Genomic DNA, 16,231 nt, shown 5'->3' with positions numbered 1-16,231 from the left:
TACTCGCCGACCATAAACACCGAATTGGCCAGAGGCATTTCTTCGGCTGGCGTGGTGGGCACTTCTGAGCTTATAGGCTCCGTGGCGGCTGGTTCACTCGCAAAGACGTTCTGCGGAGTGGTAATACGATGAGTGGCGCGCGGCACGGCGAAGGCAGATTAGATAAGCTATATGGCGGCGGTAACAACCCAGCAAGCCAAAGTGCAAAGTTTGCATTTTAAATATCAAATACTTAAATATTTTTAGATTATTTCCAGTCGCGCCGCCAGAAAAACAAAAAAGCCCGGCTTCCGCAAAGGAAGCCGGGCTTTTGCCGGAGCCTGACCAGAGTCAGCTCCGTATCAATTACTTCTGCTCGGTGGTGGTGGTCGTCGTGGTCGACGTAGCCTCCGTGGTGGTAGCAGGAGCCTCGGTGGTAGCCGGAGCAGCCATAGCCGTCGTGTCCGTAGCCATAGCCGTGGTGTCCATAGCAGGAGCCGTGGTTTCTACGGTACCGGTTTCGGTGGTGGTGGTAGCTTCGGTGGTGGCGGGCTTAGATTCGCACGAAGCCAGAGCTACGGCGCAGAACAGAGCGGATACCTTCAGGAGGTTGTTCATCGTTGTGGTAAATTTGGAAAATTTGTCTGAAAACCCCGTTCATCCAGAATAAGCCGAAAGGTAACCCACCGCCGAAATTTATTTTCGTAGGGGGTTACCCCACTGCTTCCAGGGTATTAACTGCTAAAGTGAATGGCGAAGGCCACTGCTTCTTATACTGACGACGAGTTCGTGGCGGCCATCCGCCGCGGCGACGACCGCGCCCTGGCGCAGCTCTACCGGCTGCATCTGCCCATGGTGTCGCACTACGTGCTGCAGAACAGCGGCACCGAAGACGACGCCCGGGACGTGTACCAGGAGGGCGTAATGGTGTTTTACGAGAAGGTGCGCGACAACTCCCTGGAGCTGAGCTGCCAGATCAAAACCTACCTCTACGCCGTGTGCCGCCGCCTCTGGCTGAAACGCCTCGCCGAGAAAACCCGCTTCGGCACCCGCCTCGACGACCACGAGCCTTTTCTGGAGACAGGGGCCGAGGCCGACCTGGAGGAAGCCGAGGAGCGGGACCGGCGCTTCGCCACCATGAACGAAGCCATGGAACGCCTCGGCGAACCGTGCCGCTCGTTGCTGGAAGGCTTTTATCTGCTCGACAAGTCGATGCAGCAACTCACGGCAGACTTCGGCTATACCAACGCCGACAATGCCAAAAACCAGAAGTACAAGTGCCTGGTGCGGCTGAAAAAGCTCTTTTTCACGCAGTACCAGGAAAGTGAGACATGATCAGACAAGCGCGTGTTGAGGAAATACGCCTGCCCACCGGCAGCCACCCGTTTTCCTTTCCGCGCTGTACCAGACAACAGCGGACCTCACCCACCCGCTTAGCCCTATGATGACGGAAGCTGACTATTACGCTTTATTCGAGGCCTACCAGCGTGGCGAGCTGGCGGCGCCGGCGCGCACCGACCTAGAGCGCCGCCTGTCCGCCGACCCCGTGCTGGCCGAGCGCTACGCCGATTTCACCTCCCTGACCGATACGCTGCACAGCTACGGCCAGCGCCTGAGCGTGCGCCGCAAGCTGCGCGCCATTCAGGCTGAGCTGGACGCCGAGCAGGCCGTGAAACTGACCGACGCCGAAGACGGCGAAGTGCTGGAAACCGGCAACCCGCTGATGCCGCAGCTGCATATTTCGCGCACCGAGCAGCAGCTGCGCCGGTTCTGGCAGGGGCACCGCGCCACTATGATGGTGGCCGCCTCGGTGGCCGTGCTGGCCGTGTTCACCACGCTGCTGGGCATTGAGTGGTGGCGCGCCTCGCAGAAACCGTCGCTGTACGGCTACACGGTGCTGCGCAAAGAAGTGGAGCGCATCCGCCGCACCCAGCTGGCCATGAATCGTGCCATCCGGGGCCAGGCACCGGCGCCGGAAACCGTGAACCCCGGCAAGTTCAGCGGCACGGGCTTCGCCCTGACAGCTGACGGCTACCTGGTGACCAGCTACCACGTCATTCAGGGGGCCGATTCGCTGCTGATTGAGGGCCGCGACCGGCGCAGCTACCGCGCCGAGCCGGTGTTCACCGACGTGGCCCACGACCTGGCTATCCTGCGCATCAACGACAAGCAGTTCAATGGCTTCGGCCGCCTGCCCTACTCCTTCAAGCGCGGCACCGCCGACCTGGGCGAGAAAGTGTATACGCTGGGCTATCCGCGCGAAGACCTGGTGTTCAACGATGGCTCGCTGAGCGCCCGCTCGGGCTTTGAAGGTGACTCGGCCTTTTACCAGATCAGCATTCCGGTGAACCCCGGCAACTCGGGCGGCCCGCTGCTCGATGATCGGGGCAACCTGATTGGCATCATCAGCGGCCGCCAGATGGACGCGCAGAGCGCGGCCTTCGCCACCAAGTCGTCGTATCTGATGCGGCTGGTAGACTCGCTGAGCGCGGCGGCCACGCAGGCCCAGCCCTACAACCTGCCCCGCACCAACCAGCTGGCCGGCACCTCGCGCCCCCAGCAGATTCGCAAGCTTCAGGACTACGTGTTTGTGGTGAAAGTCTACGAATAGCCCCGGTTTGCTCCGGCTTTCTTTCAGCCCCGCCCTCATCCGGCGGGGCTTTTTTTTGTGGATTTGCGGGCGGCACCCGCAAGCCAGGAACCGGGCTGTGGGCACATGGCCGGGGTTTGGTGGCTGGCGGCCGGCACTCTTTCAAGAAAGGCATGGCACCCTGAAAAGAATCGTCTATTAAACTTTCACTATTTTAATAAGTCGATAGTACACGCCCTTGTAAGGCGCCGGATTAACCTCTTCCTTTCAAGGCCTTTACCAGCTGCTGCCCTTCCACCTCAACTATCTGCCAATGGACCGTAGAGCTTTCCTCCGCAAACCCGCCTCTGCCCTGGTAGCCCCGGCCGCCGCCATGTCGGAGCCGCCCGCCCCCGGCACCGACCCGCCCACCGGCTCCGGCGACGAAACCGTGAGCCGCTACGCCAACACCAGCCTGCCCACCGCGCCCCGCTCTACGGCCGGCCTGAACCCCTACACGGGCCCGTGGGGCTACGCCCAGGCCGCGCACCTGCTACGCCGCACGCTGTTCGGCCCCACCCGCTCCGAAATCCTGACGGCGGCCAGCCGGAGCATGCCGCAGGTGCTCACCACGCTGCTCACGGCACCAGCCGCGCCCGCGCCGCCGCTCAACGTGTCGGCCACGGATACGAGCGTGCCGCTGGGCCAGACCTGGGTGACGCAGGCCTTCGACCAGAACTTCGAGGGCGTGCGGCGCTCCTCGCTGCGGGCTTGGTGGCTGGGGCAGTTGCTGGGCCAGGTGCCGTCGTTGGTGGAGAAAATGACGCTGTTCTGGCACAACCACTTTGTGGTGGAGCTTGGCGACATCAACGACGCCCGCTACGGCTACCAGTACTGCGCGCTGCTACGCCGCCACGCGCTGGGCAACATCCAGCGCCTGGCCGAAGACGTGACCGTGAACCCGGCCATGCTGCGCTACCTCAACGGCAACCAGAGCACCGCCACAGCCCCCAACGAAAACTATGGCCGCGAGCTGCTGGAACTGTTTACGGTAGGCAAGGGCCCACTCATCGGGACCGGCAACTACACTAACTACACCGAGGCCGACGTGCAGGCCGCCGCGCGCGTGCTCACGGGCTGGCGCGACAACGCCACCACCCAGGTCGGCTACTTCACGGCCTCGCGCCACGACACGACCACCAAAACCTTCAGCAGCGCTTTCCAGAACGCCACTATCAGCAACCAGACCGACCAGGAGTACAAGGCCCTGATTGCGCTGGTGTTCCGGCAGCAGGAAACGGCGCGCTTCCTGTGCCGCAAGCTCTACCGCTGGTTTGTGTACTACGTGATTGACGCCACCACCGAAACCCAGGTGATTGAGCCCATGGCCCAGCTGCTGCTGCAAAGCAACTACGAGGTGGCGCCGGTGCTGCGGGCTTTGCTCGGGAGCGAGCATTTCTTCGACACCGTGAACATGGGCTGCGTGATTAAGAGCCCGCTCGACTTCACGGTGGGCACGGCCCGGCAGTTGCAGGTGGCCTTTCCGCCCGCCACCAACGTCACGGCACAATACGCCATGTGGAACTACCTCAACGGCGTCACGAACGTGCAGCAGCAGCTGCTCGGCGACCCGCCGAACGTGGCCGGCTGGCCGGCCTACTGGCAGACGCCGCAGTACTACGAAATGTGGATCAACGCCGTGACGCTGCCCCGCCGCAACCAGCTCACCGACCTGCTCATCAGCAACAACGGCTACACCACCAGCGGCGCCACCATCAAAATCGACCCGATTGCGCTGGTGCTGGCCCTGCCCGCCGCCACCGCCGCCGACTGCAACCTGCTGATTGCGGAGCTGGCCCGGCTGCTGACGCCCATCCAGCTCACGCCCACCCAGCTCACCTACCTCAACGACACGCTGCTGCCGGGCCTACCCGATTTTGAGTGGACGATAGAGTGGAACGAGTACCTGGCCGCACCCACCAACGCCGCCAAGCGCGCCGCCGTGCAAACCAAGCTGCAGTCGTTGCTGCGCACCCTCATGGGCCTGGCCGAATATCATCTGTCTTAATGGCTTAATGGCTGCATGGCTTACTGGCCGGCTGCTCACTCAGGCAGCGGCCATCTGGCTGTCAGCAATTCAACAATCAGCCATTTAACCATTAACACGAAGTATGAAACGCAGACATTTCCTCCAGACTACCGCGGCCGCCACCGTGCTACCCACGCTGCTGGGCGGCCTGCCGATTGGGGCGTACGGCTTTTCGCCGGAGCTGTTTGAGCTGACCGGCGGCGAAACCCAGACCGACCGGGTGTTGGTGCTGATTCAGCTGAACGGTGGCAACGACGGCCTGAACATGATCATCCCGACCGACCAGTACTCGGCCCTGATGAACGCCCGCGCCGACATTGCCATTCCACAAAACCAGGTGCTAACGCTGCGCGCCGCCACAGGCATCCACCCGGCCATGACGGGCGTGAAAAACCTGTTCGACGACGGCAAGATTGGCGTGGTGCAGAGCGTGGGCTACCCCAACCCCAACTACTCGCACTTCCGCGCCACCGACATCTGGACGTCGGCTTCTGATTCCAACGTCACCATCACCTCGGGCTGGGCCGGACGCTACCTCAACTCGGAGTACGCCAACTACCCCACCGGCTACCCCAGCGCCCAGAACCCCGATCCGCTGGCCATCAGCATCGGCTCGGTGGTGAGCAACTGCGTGCAGGGCCCCAGCGTGAACATGGGCATGGCCATTGCCAGCACCACCTCGTTCTACCAGCTGCTGTCGGGCGGGGTTGATACGGCCCCCAACACGCCGGCCGGCCACGAGCTGACGTTCATCCGGCAGGTGATTTCCCAGACCCAGATCTACACCACGGCCATTCAGGCGGCGGCGGCGCGGGCCCGCAACCTCTCGCCGCTCTACCCCGCCGCCGGCCAGAACTCCCTCGCCGACCAGCTCAAGATTGTGGCCCAGCTGGTAGCCGGCGGCCTGCAGACGCGGGTGTACGTCTGCAACCTCGGCGGCTTCGACACGCACGCGGCGCAGGTGCCCGTCACGGGCAGCACCACCACGGGCACGCACGCTACGCTGCTGGGCCGGATTTCGCAGGCCCTGGAAGCCTTCCAGGACGATCTGCGGCGCCTTGCGGTGCAGGACCGGGTGGTGGGCATGACGTTCTCGGAGTTTGGGCGCCGCATCAAGGCCAATTCCAGCAAGGGCACCGACCACGGCGCGGCGGCCCCGCTCATCGTGTTCGGCACCAGCGTCAACCCCATCATCCACGGCAATAACCCCGTGCTGCCCGCCAACGCCGGCGTCAACGACCAGGTGCCGATGCAGTTCGACTTCCGGGCCATCTACGCCAACCTGCTCCGCGACTGGTTCCGGGTGCCGCAGGCCACGCTCAATGCCCTGCTGCCGTCCAGCCTCGGGCAGTTCCCGAACGTGCCGGTTATCCGGCCCGGTATCGTGAACGGCACCAGCACCGCCGCCGCCACCAACGTGGCCAACTTCAGCGTGTTTCCGAACCCCGTGCGCGACCACGCCACGGTGGAGTTTGAGAGTGAAGGCGGGCACGTGCAGGTGGTGGTGCTCGACGCGCTGGGCCGCGAAGTGGCCCGCCTGCTCGACCGAAACCAGCCCCGCGGCCGCCGCCAGATTCCGTTTGCCACAGGCCTGGCCGCCGGCTCCTACCACTGCCAGGTGCGCGAAGGCGCCCGCGTCAGCTCCCGGCTAGTTGTGGTGGAGGGATGAGGGATGAAGGAGTAGGGATAAGGGATGAAGGAGCGTATTAATGGTGGCATACCGTCAGGTGGCTGCTGCTGCTCTGCCGTCGGGCCAGTCTGCCAGGGCCCTACTTCCTACTCCTTCATCCCTCATCCCTACTCCCCCAAAAACCGGCGGCGGGTTTTCGCGTATAGGGGCTCCGGGGCCGCGCCACCGGCTTTGTGTTTCACTGTTCTCTCCCTTTACGCTATATGGCCACTCAACTCTCGAACGTAGAAAAGGAAATCGAAAAGATCCTGCCTGAAGACGTTATCAATGCCCTGCAAAGCGGCTACAAAGTATTCCAGGGCGAGTCCGACCAGCTCGACGACCTCATCAAGCACAGCGGCGTGCTGCTCAAGAAAGCCGCGCAGCGCTTCACCACCACCCAACTCATTTTGGGCATTGCCGGCGTAGCCGTTATTGCCATCATCGCCGCCAAGAAGGCCGCCGACGCTATCAGCGACGACAGCGAGACCAGCTACGATAGCCACAAGAAGGACGCGGCACACACCAGCGCCAAGCCTGCTTAGCGCAACCGACGCCCAATTGAAAGCCTTCTGTTTCTGTGGAAACAGAAGGCTTTTTTGTGCCTGACGAGGCTGCATTCACGCCGACCTCTATTGCCTCGCAGCCCGATTTTCCGTCGTTAGGCAACGGTGAGCCGGTTTTGCTGTCCCTGGCAACACGCCGGTCTGGCGCCTACGGCGTGGGGCCGGGCAGCTTCACTACGTTTCTTCCTTTTGGCCTTTCTTTGTTCATGAAAAACCTGTTGCGCTTGGCGCATTCCCTGCTTGTTGTTGCTCTGCTGTCGGTGCCGATTACGGCGGCCCGGGCGCAGGAGCCGCTTACCTACACCATTTCCATCGACCCGGCCGCCAACAGCGACGAGTTTCGGGTGCAGCTGGCCTTGCCGAAGCTCGGCAAAGAGCAAGGCATCTACCAGTTTGCAGCCACGGCGCCCGGCACGTATCAGGTGATGGACATCGGCCGGTTTGTGCGCAAGTTTGAGGCCTTCGACAAGAAGGGCCGGTTGCTACCGTCCAAGCAGCTTTCCACCAACCAGTGGCAGCTGCTGAAGCCCGAAAAGACGCGCGAAATCCGCTACACCATTGCCGAAACCTGGGACACGCCCGTGACCGAGCACAGCATCTACCGCATGTGCGGCTCGTCATTGGAAACCGACCACGCGCTGCTCAACGGCCAGACCGTGCTGGGCTACCCGCAGGGCTGGCAGGCCCGGCCGCTGCGCATCAAGCTCAACTACCCCGCCGCCTGGAAAATCGGAACGGCCCTCACGGCCGATTCCCAGGGCTACTACGCTGCCAAAAACTACGACCAAGCCGTGGATTCGCCGTTTTTGCTGGGCCGCCTCACGCAGGCCAGCACCCTGCTCGGCCCCACCAAAATCGACCTATTCTGCTACTCCCGCACCGATCAGGTGCAGGCCGAGCCGCTGCTCAAGGAGATGCAACAGATGCTGACGGCCGCCCAGCAATTTCTGGTGCAGCTGCCGGTGCAGCGCTACACCTTCCTCTACCACTTCGACGACCGCAGCACTGGCGCCTGGGAGCATTCCTACAGCTCGGAGTACGTGCTGCGCGAAGAGCCGCTCACACCGGAGTCGGCGGCGGGCATCACCAGCATTGCCGCCCACGAGTTTTTCCACGTCGTGACGCCGCTCAACATCCACTCCGAAATCATCCAGCAGTTCAACTTCGTGCAGCCCACCGGCTCCGAGCATTTATGGCTGTATGAAGGCACCACCGAGTGGGCGGCCGGCATGATGCAGCTGCGCGGCGGCCTGATGCCGCTGGAAAAGTACTTGGAGGAAATGAGCGGCAAGATTGCCTACGACCGCCAGCGCACCGACACCACCTACTCGCTGAGCAAGCTGGGGCTGAACTCCTTTTCCGACGAAGGCCAGCGCCAGTACGGCAACATCTACCAGCGCGGCGCCCTTACGGCGGCCCTACTCGACCTGCGCCTGCTGCAGCTGTCGGGCGGCAAGCGCGGGCTGCGCGAAGTCATTCTGGAGCTCACCAAGCGCTACGGCCCCGACAAGCCCTTCTCGGAAAAGACGTTTTTCCAGGACTTCACCCAGCTTACCTACCCCGAAATCGGCGACTTTTTTGCGCGCTACGTGCAGCAGGCCCAGCCCCTGCCGCTGGCCGAGTACTACGCCACCGTGGGCGTGCGCTACGAGCCGCTGCAGCGCACCGGGCGCCGCCTGGCCACGCTCGGCACCGGCTTCCGCCCCGATGCGGAGGGCCGCCTCCTGTTTCAGCAGGTGAGTGCGGCCCTACAGGCCTGCGGGGTAGCCAACGGTGACGAGTTTGTAGCTTATCAAGGTGAGCCCGTAAAACTCACCAACGCCCGCGCCGTCCTCCAGCGCATCGAAGCCAGCCCCGTCGGCCAGGAGAGCGAGCTGACCATCCGGCACGCAGGCGCCGAGAAGAAAATTCGCTGCCGCCTGCAGGCCAAAGACGAGGTGAAACGCTACCAGCTCACGGTAATGCCCAACCCCACGCCCGCCCAGCTAGCGCAGCGCCAGGCGTGGCTGAAAAACCAGTAAACACCGTTGGCCAGTAGCGCGAACTGTGTAGTTCGCGCCCCCGTGCCGTTCGAGGCACAGTCATTCTGAGGCGTGAACTACACAGTCCGCGCTACTGTGCCGGGCGTGTTCCCGACGGCTATGTGCGCACCAGCGGCCGGCCGGCTGCACGCCTGCCAACTCCCGCAAAGGCCCGGCCCGCAGTTCTGCGGGCCGGGCCTTTGTGCGTCTGTCTGATTAAAAACCTGAGTCATTCACAATTTTATAATATAACTATTCTATTAAAATGATAGCACTATAAATAATTATTCCTTAGCTAAATTTCTACAATTGAGAGCCAAAAAAACAGCTAATAGCTATCAATTAACATGTTTTCAGAAACAAAACGATGCCCTTGTCGGCTTCAGCAGATGCATTTCCACCAATCACACGCACATGCCTCTTTTTGAACATACCTAAGTATTATCTACTTTAGATATTATTCCGCTCCTCTACCTGCTGTCACCTGTTGCAACGTCTTCTTGCGTCCACTCCAACCAGACAGTTGTATGAAACACTTTGCTGCCTCCTTCCTGCTGCTCGTGGCCAGCCTGTCCGCCACCAGCGCCTTCGCTCAGGAATCTGACGCTCCCCAGGCGCAGGACCTGACGGCCCGGTTTGCCCCGGCGCCTTTGCCAGAGCCCACTGCCCCCGAAGCTGCCCCGACTGTTGCGGCCCCGGCGCTGGTAGACCTTACCGGCTACGTGCTGGACGAGCAGAAACGGCCGCTGCGTGGCGCCACCGTGCTGCTGAAAGGCACTACCAACGCCGCCAGCACCGATGCCAACGGCCATTACGTGCTGCAGGTGCCCGCCGGCATCAACATCCTCCGCTACGATTACATGGGCCGCGAAGGCCAGGAACTGTCGGCCAGCAACTTCCTGCCCGTTACGGTGATGCTGGCCCCGGCAAGCGGCAAAGGCCGGGCAACGAAGCGGCCCTAGCGTTTGTGCCTGGCAGCGGCTACCTTCCAGCCCGCTGCCAACCTAACCGCTCCTGCTTATGCCCGACGCTACCCTCCACGAAAGCATCCTGCTGGTGCTGGGGCTGTTGTTTGCCATGCTGCTGCTCGTGATGCTGGGCCAGAAGCTGCGCATCTCCTACCCTATTTTTCTGGTGCTGGCCGGGCTGGTGCTGGGCTTCGTGCCGGGGCTGCCGCGCATTGTCATCAGCCCCGACCTCATCTTCCTGATTTTCCTGCCGCCGCTGCTCTACCAGGCGGCCTGGGAAACATCCTGGAAGGATTTCTGGCGTTGGAAACGGCCCATTGCGCTGCTGGCCTTCGGGCTGGTATTCTTCACCTCCACCCTGGTAGCCTACGTGAGCCGGGCCATGATTCCGGGCTTCACGCTGCCGCTGGGGTTTCTGCTGGGCGGTATCATCTCCCCGCCCGATGCCGTGGCCGCCACCTCCGTGCTCCGGGGCGTGCAGGTGCCGCGCCGCATCACCAGCATTCTGGAAGGCGAAAGCCTGATCAACGACGCCAGCAGTTTGATTGTGTTCCGGTTTGCCTTGGCCACGGTGCTGTCGGGTACGTTTGTGTGGCAGCAGGCGGCCTCCAGCTTTTTGCTGGTGAGCGTGATGGGCCTGGCCGTGGGTTTGGTGGTGGCGCACGGCTTCTACCTCATTCATAAGTACCTGCCCACCACGCCCAGCATCAACACGGTGCTTACGTTTATTGCGCCCTACGGCATGTATTTGCTGGCCGAGGAATTCCACTTTTCGGGGGTGCTGGCCGTGGTGAGCGGCGGGCTGCTGCTTTCCTTCCGCTCCCACCGCGTGTTCGATGCCGACACGCGCCTGCAGGCCACCAGCGTGTGGGCCAGCGTGGGTTTTGCCCTCAACGGACTGGTATTTATCCTTATCGGGCTGGAGTTGCCGGTGGTGGTAGATGGCCTGGGCACCTACTCGCTGGGGCAGGCCATCGGCTACGGCCTCATCATCAGCGCCCTGGTCATCATTATCCGGCTGGTGTGGATGTTTCCGGCGGCCTTTGTGCCGCGCTGGCTTTTCCGCAGCATCCGCACGCAGGAAACCAGCCCCGGCTGGCAGGGGCCGCTGATTATCGGCTGGGCCGGCATGCGCGGAGTGGTGTCGTTGGCCTCGGCGCTGTCGGTGCCGTTGCTGCTGAGCAACGGGCAGGAGTTTCCGCAGCGCAACCTGATGCTGTTCATCACCTTCGTGGTGATTCTGGTAACGCTGGTGTTTCAGGGCCTCACGCTGCCACTGCTCATCCGCTTCACCGGCGTGGAAAAACTGGAGGAGCGCATGCCCACCGACGCCCAGGAAGCCGGCATCCGGCTGCGCCTGCGCCACGTGGCCCTTGCCCACCTGGCCCAACACTACCCCGAGGATATCCAGAACAACGAAATGATTAACGCCCTGCAGCACCGCATGCAGGCCGAGGCCCAGCGCACCGGCAACCTGCTCGAAGCCCTCGACTACGACGACACCAAACGCCAGGCCCTGAAACGCTACCACCACGTGCTGCTGGATGTGCTGCAGGTGCAGCGCGAAGAACTGTTTGTACTCCGCCGCGAAGACGTATTCGAGGAAGAAATGCTCCGCCACCAAGAAGCCCAGCTCGACCTCGACGAAGCCAAAATCAGCCACATGCCGCATTGAGGCTGGATAAAGAAAGTGTAGAGACGCAATATTTTGCGTCTCGTAGTTGCTGACGTTGTTTGTAGTACCCTTTACCGCGTCGTTCAACGACGAGACGCAAAATATTGCGTCTCTACACCCTCCTCCCCCAAAAACAAAACGTCCTCTCCCGGCCGAAGCCAGAAGAGGACGTTTGTAAATCAGGCTCCAGAGCCGGTTAGTTCAGGCTGCGGTAGCGGACGCGCTTGGGCTCCACGTCGCCGAGGCGCTTGCGCTTGGCTTCCTCGTAGTCGGAGAAGTTGCCCTCGAACCACACCACCTGCGAGTCGCCCTCGAAGGCCAGGATGTGGGTGGCGAGGCGGTCCAGGAACCACCGGTCGTGGCTGATAATCACGGCGCAACCGGCGAAGTTCTCCAGCGCGTCTTCCAGAGCCCGGATGGCGTTGATGTCCAGGTCGTTGGTGGGCTCATCGAGCAGCAGCAGGTTGGCGCCCTGCTTGAGCGTGGTGGCCAGGTGCACCCGGTTCCGCTCCCCGCCCGAGAGGCTACCCACCTTCTTTTCCTGGTCGCCGCCGCGGAAGTTGAAGTTGCTGACGTAGGCCCGCGAGTTGATGGGGCGGCCGGCCAGCATCATGGTTTCGGTGCCGCCCGAAATGGTTTCGAACACCGATTTGCTGCCGTCCAGCGTGTCGTGCTGCTGGTCGACATAGGCGTACTGCACCGTGGGGCCCACCACGAACGTCCCGGCATCGGGCTGCAGCTGCTCCGTGATGAGGCGGAACAGCGTGGTTTTGCCCGCGCCGTTTGGCCCGATGATGCCCACAATGCCACCCTGCGGCAGGTTGAACGACAGGCCGTCGAACAGCAGCTTATCCCCGAAGGCCTTGCGCAGCCCCTCGGCCTCAATCACCTGAGAGCCCAGGCGCGGCCCGTCGGGGATGAACAGCTCCAGCTTCTGCTCCTTCTCCTTTGAGTCCTCGTTCACCATCTTGTCGTAGCCGGCGAGGCGGGCCTTGCTCTTGGCTTGGCGCGCTTTCGGGGCCATGCGCACCCATTCCAGCTCGCGCTGCAGGGTTTTCTGGCGCTTGCTCTCGGTTTTCTCTTCCTGGGCCAGGCGGTTGGACTTCTGTTCCAGCCACGAGCTGTAGTTGCCCTTCCACGGAATACCCTCGCCGCGGTCCAGCTCCAGAATCCAGCCGGCCACGTTGTCGAGGAAGTACCGGTCGTGGGTTACGGCAATGACGGTTCCTTTGTACTGCTGCAAATGCTGCTCCAGCCACAGCACGCTCTCGGCGTCGAGGTGGTTGGTGGGTTCGTCGAGCAGCAGCACGTCGGGCTCCTGCAGCAGCAGGCGGCACAGGGCCACCCGGCGCTTCTCCCCGCCCGACAGGTTGCCGATGATGGCGTCGGCGTCGGGCGTGCGCAGGGCATCCATGGCGCGCTCCAGCTTGCTGTCGAGGTTCCAGGCGTCGAGCTGGTCTAGGCGCTCCTGCACGGTGCCCTGGCGCTCCAGCAGCTTGTCGAAGTCGGGGTCTTCGCCGCCGAAGGCTTCGTTGATTTCTTCGAATTCCTTGAGCAGCGCCACCGTTTCGGCCACGCCCTCCTGCACTACCTCCAGCACGGTCTTGGTGGGGTCGAGCTGGGGCTCCTGCTCCAGGTAGCCCACCGAGTAGCCCGGCGACCACACCACGTCGCCCTGAATCTGCTTGTCAACGCCGGCAATGACCTTCAGCAGCGAAGATTTACCGGAGCCGTTCAGACCCAGCACGCCAATTTTGGCGCCGTAGAAGAACGAGAGGTAGATGTTTTTGAGAACCTGTTTCTGGGGTGGGTACACCTTGGTGACCCCGGCCATCGAAAAGATAATAGTAGGCTGGTCGCTCATAGAGAAGAAGTGTGTAGCGGTGGCACTGAAACCCGGCAGGCTGACGCATTGGCTGAAAAATGCTATTTTCAAGCGTTGAGCCGTTTGCTCCGGCCCCGTAGCCCAACCTTCTGATTTAGGGTTACGTTCGGCCAGATGGGCCGCAATTGCCCGCCGGAGTCGCCAAAGGTAGGCAGGGGCCACGGAGTTTGCTATGCCACCTGCCGGGGCCGATTGTTGCAACATGCCGTAAACTTGCCCATCTTTCCACCCTGAGTGTTGCCCCTGCGCCTTTTCATCACACCACCTATTCGCTTCCGCGTTATCAAATTATGGAACAACAAGACCACTTGCTGGCCGATGCCCGCCTCTATGGCTATGTCGAAGGCGACCAGGTGTGGCTGCGGCCGTTTATGGATCTGCCCGCCCGCCAGGTAGGCCAGGTCAAGGAATCGCCCGATGCTTCTCTACTGTATTTTGCCAACCGTTTCCGCCTGTTCCGGGCCAAAGTAGAGGACCTGCTACAGAAGATCGAGGAATCGGAAAACAAGGGCTCCTTCCTGATGAAGGCCCTGCACCTGAAAGACCAGGTGGCCAGCTACGACGGCCTCGGCGACTTCGCGAGCCTGCACCGCCGCCTCACCGAAGCCGAGGAAGCCGTGAAGGTGACCGTGGCCCGCAACCGCGAAAAAAATCTGGCCACCAAAATCAGCCTCATCGAGCAGGCCGAGGAGCTACGCAACACCCTCGACTGGGCCACCGCCGGCGAGCAGATCCACGAGCTGCGCCAGGCCTGGATCAAGACCGGCCCCGTAGATAAGCAGCTCACCGACGAGCTGGAAACCCGATTCCGGTTGGCCGTAGACGAGTTTTTCCAGCGGCGCAAGGCCTTCCAGAGCGAGAAGAAGGCCATGACCAACCACGCTGCCGACCAGTACAAGGTGCTGATCCGGCAGAGCGAGGCGCTGCAGTATTCCGACGATTTTGAGAACACTACGGCCAAGCTCAAGCAGCTGCAGCAGGCCTGGAAGGAAGTGGGCGGCTCCCTGCCGCGCAAGCAGGCCAACGACCTCTGGACGCAGTTCCGGGCGGCGCACAACCTGTTTTTCGAGCGCCTGAAGGTGCATATCGACAGCAAGCGCACCGACGCCAAGGAGCACTTCATGGACGACAACCTGACCCGCAAGCGCGCCCTCGTGACGGAGGCCACCGCCCTGCTGGGCCGCCCCATGCACGAGGCCGTAGCGCGGGCCAAAGAGCTGCAGGCGGCCTGGAAAACGGTAGGCCCGGTGCGCGGCGAAGAGTCGGACCGCGTGTGGGAGCAGTTCATTCTGGCCTGCGACAAGGTGTTTGAGATGAGCGCCCTGGAGCACTTCATCCGCAAGCGCCCCGAAAACGCCGCCGCCGCTCCCGAGGAGCAGATAACCCTGCGCGTGCAGGCCCTGCGCGACTTCATCAAGTACGACCAGCAGGAAAAGGAAACCCTGCAGGACAACCTCGACAAGCTGAGCGCTACGCCCGCCAACGATGCCTTCCGGCAGATGCTGCAGGGAAAAATCCGGGCTTTTGACCGGAAAATCAGAACTAAAAACGAGCTGATTACGCTATTGCGGCAACGATTGGTTGCGTAGCACAACCTTAGCGGTTAACTTACGTTGGCTGCCGAAAGCTGCCGACAGGATTCGCCACGCGCCAAGCCACGTTGTCAGCTTATCCGTCCCGGCCGGGTTTTTGATAGCCGGAGTTTTTCATTCGACCACCTTTTTTAAGTAGCCCACACCACTATGTATTGGACGCTGGAACTCGCTTCGTACCTTGAAGACGCTCCCTGGCCTGCCACCAAGGATGAACTGATTGACTATTCCATCCGCTCAGGTGCGCCAATGGAGGTAGTTGAAAACCTGCAGGCCCTGGAGGATGATGGCCAGCCTTACGAAAACATCGAGGAAGTTTGGCCGGACTATCCGACCAAAGAAGACTTCATGTTCAACGAAGACGAATACTAGCAGTAGTATTGAGTATGCAGTACTGAGTAGTTAGTATTGGCATAAGCCCGTTTTTCAGGCGGTACTGCCTAACTTCTCATGTCTCAGTACTCAATACTTTCTGTCGAAAATCTGGTTGCGGGGTATGAACAGCGTGTTCTGCTCCGCAACCTTTTTTTGTGCGTGCCTGAGCCCGCCTTCGTAGCCATCGTCGGGCACAACGGCTGCGGCAAAACCACCCTGTTCCGGGCCCTTACCGGCCAGATTCCCTACCAAGGCACCATTGCGGTAGGCGGCCACGACCTGCGCACGCTCCGCCGCCCGGCCGCTGACGGCCACCTGGCTTATCTGCCCCAGCGCACCACCGTGGGCTTCCCGATTCGGGTGCGGGAGCTGGTGGTGATGGGCCGCTACCGCCACCATGGCCTGCTCAGCGCCTACTCCCCTGCCGATTATCAGCTGGCCGAAGCCGCCCTAACCCGCGTCGGCGGCGCCCACCTCGCCGAGCGCGACTTCACGCTGCTTTCCGGCGGCGAGCAGCAGCTGGTGTGGCTGGCCCAGCTCAGTCTGCAGGATGCGCCCCTCTACCTGCTCGATGAGCCCACCCAGCAGCTCGACGTCTACTACCGCCGCCGCGTGTTCGATCTGCTGACGAGCTGGGTACAGGAGCAGCAGCGCACCGTGCTCTGCATCACCCACGACCTCGACAACTTGCTGGCGCTGCCCGGCGGCTACCTGCTCAACCTCTCCCACCCTGCCCCGGCGCTACAGCCGCTCACGCCGGCCACCGTGCAGGCCGCCCGCGCGTTTCTGGAGAGCGAGGCATCGTTGGCAGTTAGGTAGCGCTTAGACGCTTTTTGAATTAGT

Annotated in this window: 13 protein-coding genes; 11 read left to right on the top strand and 2 right to left on the bottom strand. The window is 62.0% G+C overall.

What is annotated here, in order from left to right:
* Positions 1-345 precede the first annotated feature (345 nt).
* Complete coding sequence (locus O9Z63_RS18360; RefSeq protein WP_270126836.1) at positions 346-597, bottom strand: hypothetical protein; 252 nt, start codon at positions 595-597, stop codon at positions 346-348.
* Between the two features lie 132 nt (positions 598-729).
* On the opposite strand from O9Z63_RS18360, the gene O9Z63_RS18355 reads away from it, so the two are divergent.
* The 8 genes from O9Z63_RS18355 to O9Z63_RS18320 all read left to right on the top strand — a co-directional run bounded on the left by O9Z63_RS18355 (position 730) and on the right by O9Z63_RS18320 (position 11,536).
* A complete protein-coding gene (locus O9Z63_RS18355; protein WP_270126835.1) occupies positions 730-1,314 on the top strand; it encodes an RNA polymerase sigma factor in 585 nt (194 codons plus the stop codon).
* Between the two features lie 106 nt (positions 1,315-1,420).
* On the top strand, positions 1,421-2,590 hold the full coding sequence (locus O9Z63_RS18350; protein WP_270126834.1) for a S1 family peptidase: 1,170 nt from the start codon (positions 1,421-1,423) through the stop codon (positions 2,588-2,590).
* Positions 2,591-2,882: 292 nt separating this feature from the next.
* Positions 2,883-4,616, top strand: a complete 1,734-nt coding sequence (locus O9Z63_RS18345; protein WP_270126833.1) for a DUF1800 domain-containing protein — start codon at positions 2,883-2,885, stop codon at positions 4,614-4,616.
* A 103-nt stretch (positions 4,617-4,719) separates the two neighbouring features.
* Positions 4,720-6,306: a DUF1501 domain-containing protein gene (locus O9Z63_RS18340; protein WP_270126832.1), complete on the top strand. Its 1,587-nt coding sequence runs from the start codon at positions 4,720-4,722 to the stop codon at positions 6,304-6,306.
* A gap of 224 nt (positions 6,307-6,530) precedes the next feature.
* Positions 6,531-6,851, top strand: a complete 321-nt coding sequence (locus tag O9Z63_RS18335; protein WP_270126831.1) for a hypothetical protein — start codon at positions 6,531-6,533, stop codon at positions 6,849-6,851.
* Positions 6,852-7,078: 227 nt separating this feature from the next.
* A complete protein-coding gene (locus O9Z63_RS18330) occupies positions 7,079-8,893 on the top strand; it encodes a M61 family metallopeptidase (RefSeq protein ID WP_270126830.1) in 1,815 nt (604 codons plus the stop codon).
* A gap of 527 nt (positions 8,894-9,420) precedes the next feature.
* The gene (locus tag O9Z63_RS18325; protein ID WP_270126829.1) at positions 9,421-9,855 is read left to right on the top strand and encodes a carboxypeptidase-like regulatory domain-containing protein; all 435 of its coding nucleotides are present in this window, start codon (positions 9,421-9,423) and stop codon (positions 9,853-9,855) included.
* Between the two features lie 58 nt (positions 9,856-9,913).
* On the top strand, positions 9,914-11,536 hold the full coding sequence (locus O9Z63_RS18320; protein ID WP_270126828.1) for a Na+/H+ antiporter: 1,623 nt from the start codon (positions 9,914-9,916) through the stop codon (positions 11,534-11,536).
* Between the two features lie 196 nt (positions 11,537-11,732).
* Here O9Z63_RS18320 and ettA read toward each other — a convergent pair whose 3' ends face one another.
* On the bottom strand, positions 11,733-13,400 hold the full coding sequence (gene ettA, locus O9Z63_RS18315; protein ID WP_270126827.1) for an energy-dependent translational throttle protein EttA: 1,668 nt from the start codon (positions 13,398-13,400) through the stop codon (positions 11,733-11,735).
* 311 nt (positions 13,401-13,711) lie between these two features.
* Between ettA and O9Z63_RS18310 the strand changes: the two genes are divergently transcribed.
* From O9Z63_RS18310 to O9Z63_RS18300, 3 genes are all read left to right on the top strand, one after another.
* A complete protein-coding gene (locus O9Z63_RS18310) occupies positions 13,712-15,010 on the top strand; it encodes a DUF349 domain-containing protein (RefSeq protein ID WP_270126826.1) in 1,299 nt (432 codons plus the stop codon).
* A gap of 153 nt (positions 15,011-15,163) precedes the next feature.
* A complete protein-coding gene (locus tag O9Z63_RS18305; protein WP_019948259.1) occupies positions 15,164-15,385 on the top strand; it encodes a DUF2795 domain-containing protein in 222 nt (73 codons plus the stop codon).
* Positions 15,386-15,463: 78 nt separating this feature from the next.
* The gene (locus O9Z63_RS18300) at positions 15,464-16,207 is read left to right on the top strand and encodes an ABC transporter ATP-binding protein (RefSeq protein WP_270126825.1); all 744 of its coding nucleotides are present in this window, start codon (positions 15,464-15,466) and stop codon (positions 16,205-16,207) included.
* Positions 16,208-16,231: the final 24 nt, after the last annotated feature.

Origin of the sequence: Hymenobacter yonginensis (assembly GCF_027625995.1) — a bacterium.
GTDB classification, from domain to species: Bacteria; Bacteroidota; Bacteroidia; order Cytophagales; family Hymenobacteraceae; genus Hymenobacter; species Hymenobacter yonginensis.
This window is presented reverse-complemented; position numbering and strand designations above follow the sequence as displayed.

Bases quoted from the DNA above. Each gene is read 5' to 3' on its own strand.
- O9Z63_RS18360 (WP_270126836.1), bottom strand. From the start codon at position 597: ATGAACAACCTCCTGAAGGTATCCGCTCTGTTCTGCGCCGTAGCTCTG.
- O9Z63_RS18355 (WP_270126835.1), top strand. From the start codon at position 730: ATGGCGAAGGCCACTGCTTCTTATACTGACGACGAGTTCGTGGCGGCC.
- O9Z63_RS18350 (WP_270126834.1), top strand. From the start codon at position 1,421: ATGATGACGGAAGCTGACTATTACGCTTTATTCGAGGCCTACCAGCGT.
- O9Z63_RS18345 (WP_270126833.1), top strand. From the start codon at position 2,883: ATGGACCGTAGAGCTTTCCTCCGCAAACCCGCCTCTGCCCTGGTAGCC.
- O9Z63_RS18340 (WP_270126832.1), top strand. From the start codon at position 4,720: ATGAAACGCAGACATTTCCTCCAGACTACCGCGGCCGCCACCGTGCTA.
- O9Z63_RS18335 (WP_270126831.1), top strand. From the start codon at position 6,531: ATGGCCACTCAACTCTCGAACGTAGAAAAGGAAATCGAAAAGATCCTG.
- O9Z63_RS18330 (WP_270126830.1), top strand. From the start codon at position 7,079: ATGAAAAACCTGTTGCGCTTGGCGCATTCCCTGCTTGTTGTTGCTCTG.
- O9Z63_RS18325 (WP_270126829.1), top strand. From the start codon at position 9,421: ATGAAACACTTTGCTGCCTCCTTCCTGCTGCTCGTGGCCAGCCTGTCC.
- O9Z63_RS18320 (WP_270126828.1), top strand. From the start codon at position 9,914: ATGCCCGACGCTACCCTCCACGAAAGCATCCTGCTGGTGCTGGGGCTG.
- ettA (WP_270126827.1), bottom strand. From the start codon at position 13,400: ATGAGCGACCAGCCTACTATTATCTTTTCGATGGCCGGGGTCACCAAG.
- O9Z63_RS18310 (WP_270126826.1), top strand. From the start codon at position 13,712: ATGGAACAACAAGACCACTTGCTGGCCGATGCCCGCCTCTATGGCTAT.
- O9Z63_RS18305 (WP_019948259.1), top strand. From the start codon at position 15,164: ATGTATTGGACGCTGGAACTCGCTTCGTACCTTGAAGACGCTCCCTGG.
- O9Z63_RS18300 (WP_270126825.1), top strand. From the start codon at position 15,464: ATGTCTCAGTACTCAATACTTTCTGTCGAAAATCTGGTTGCGGGGTAT.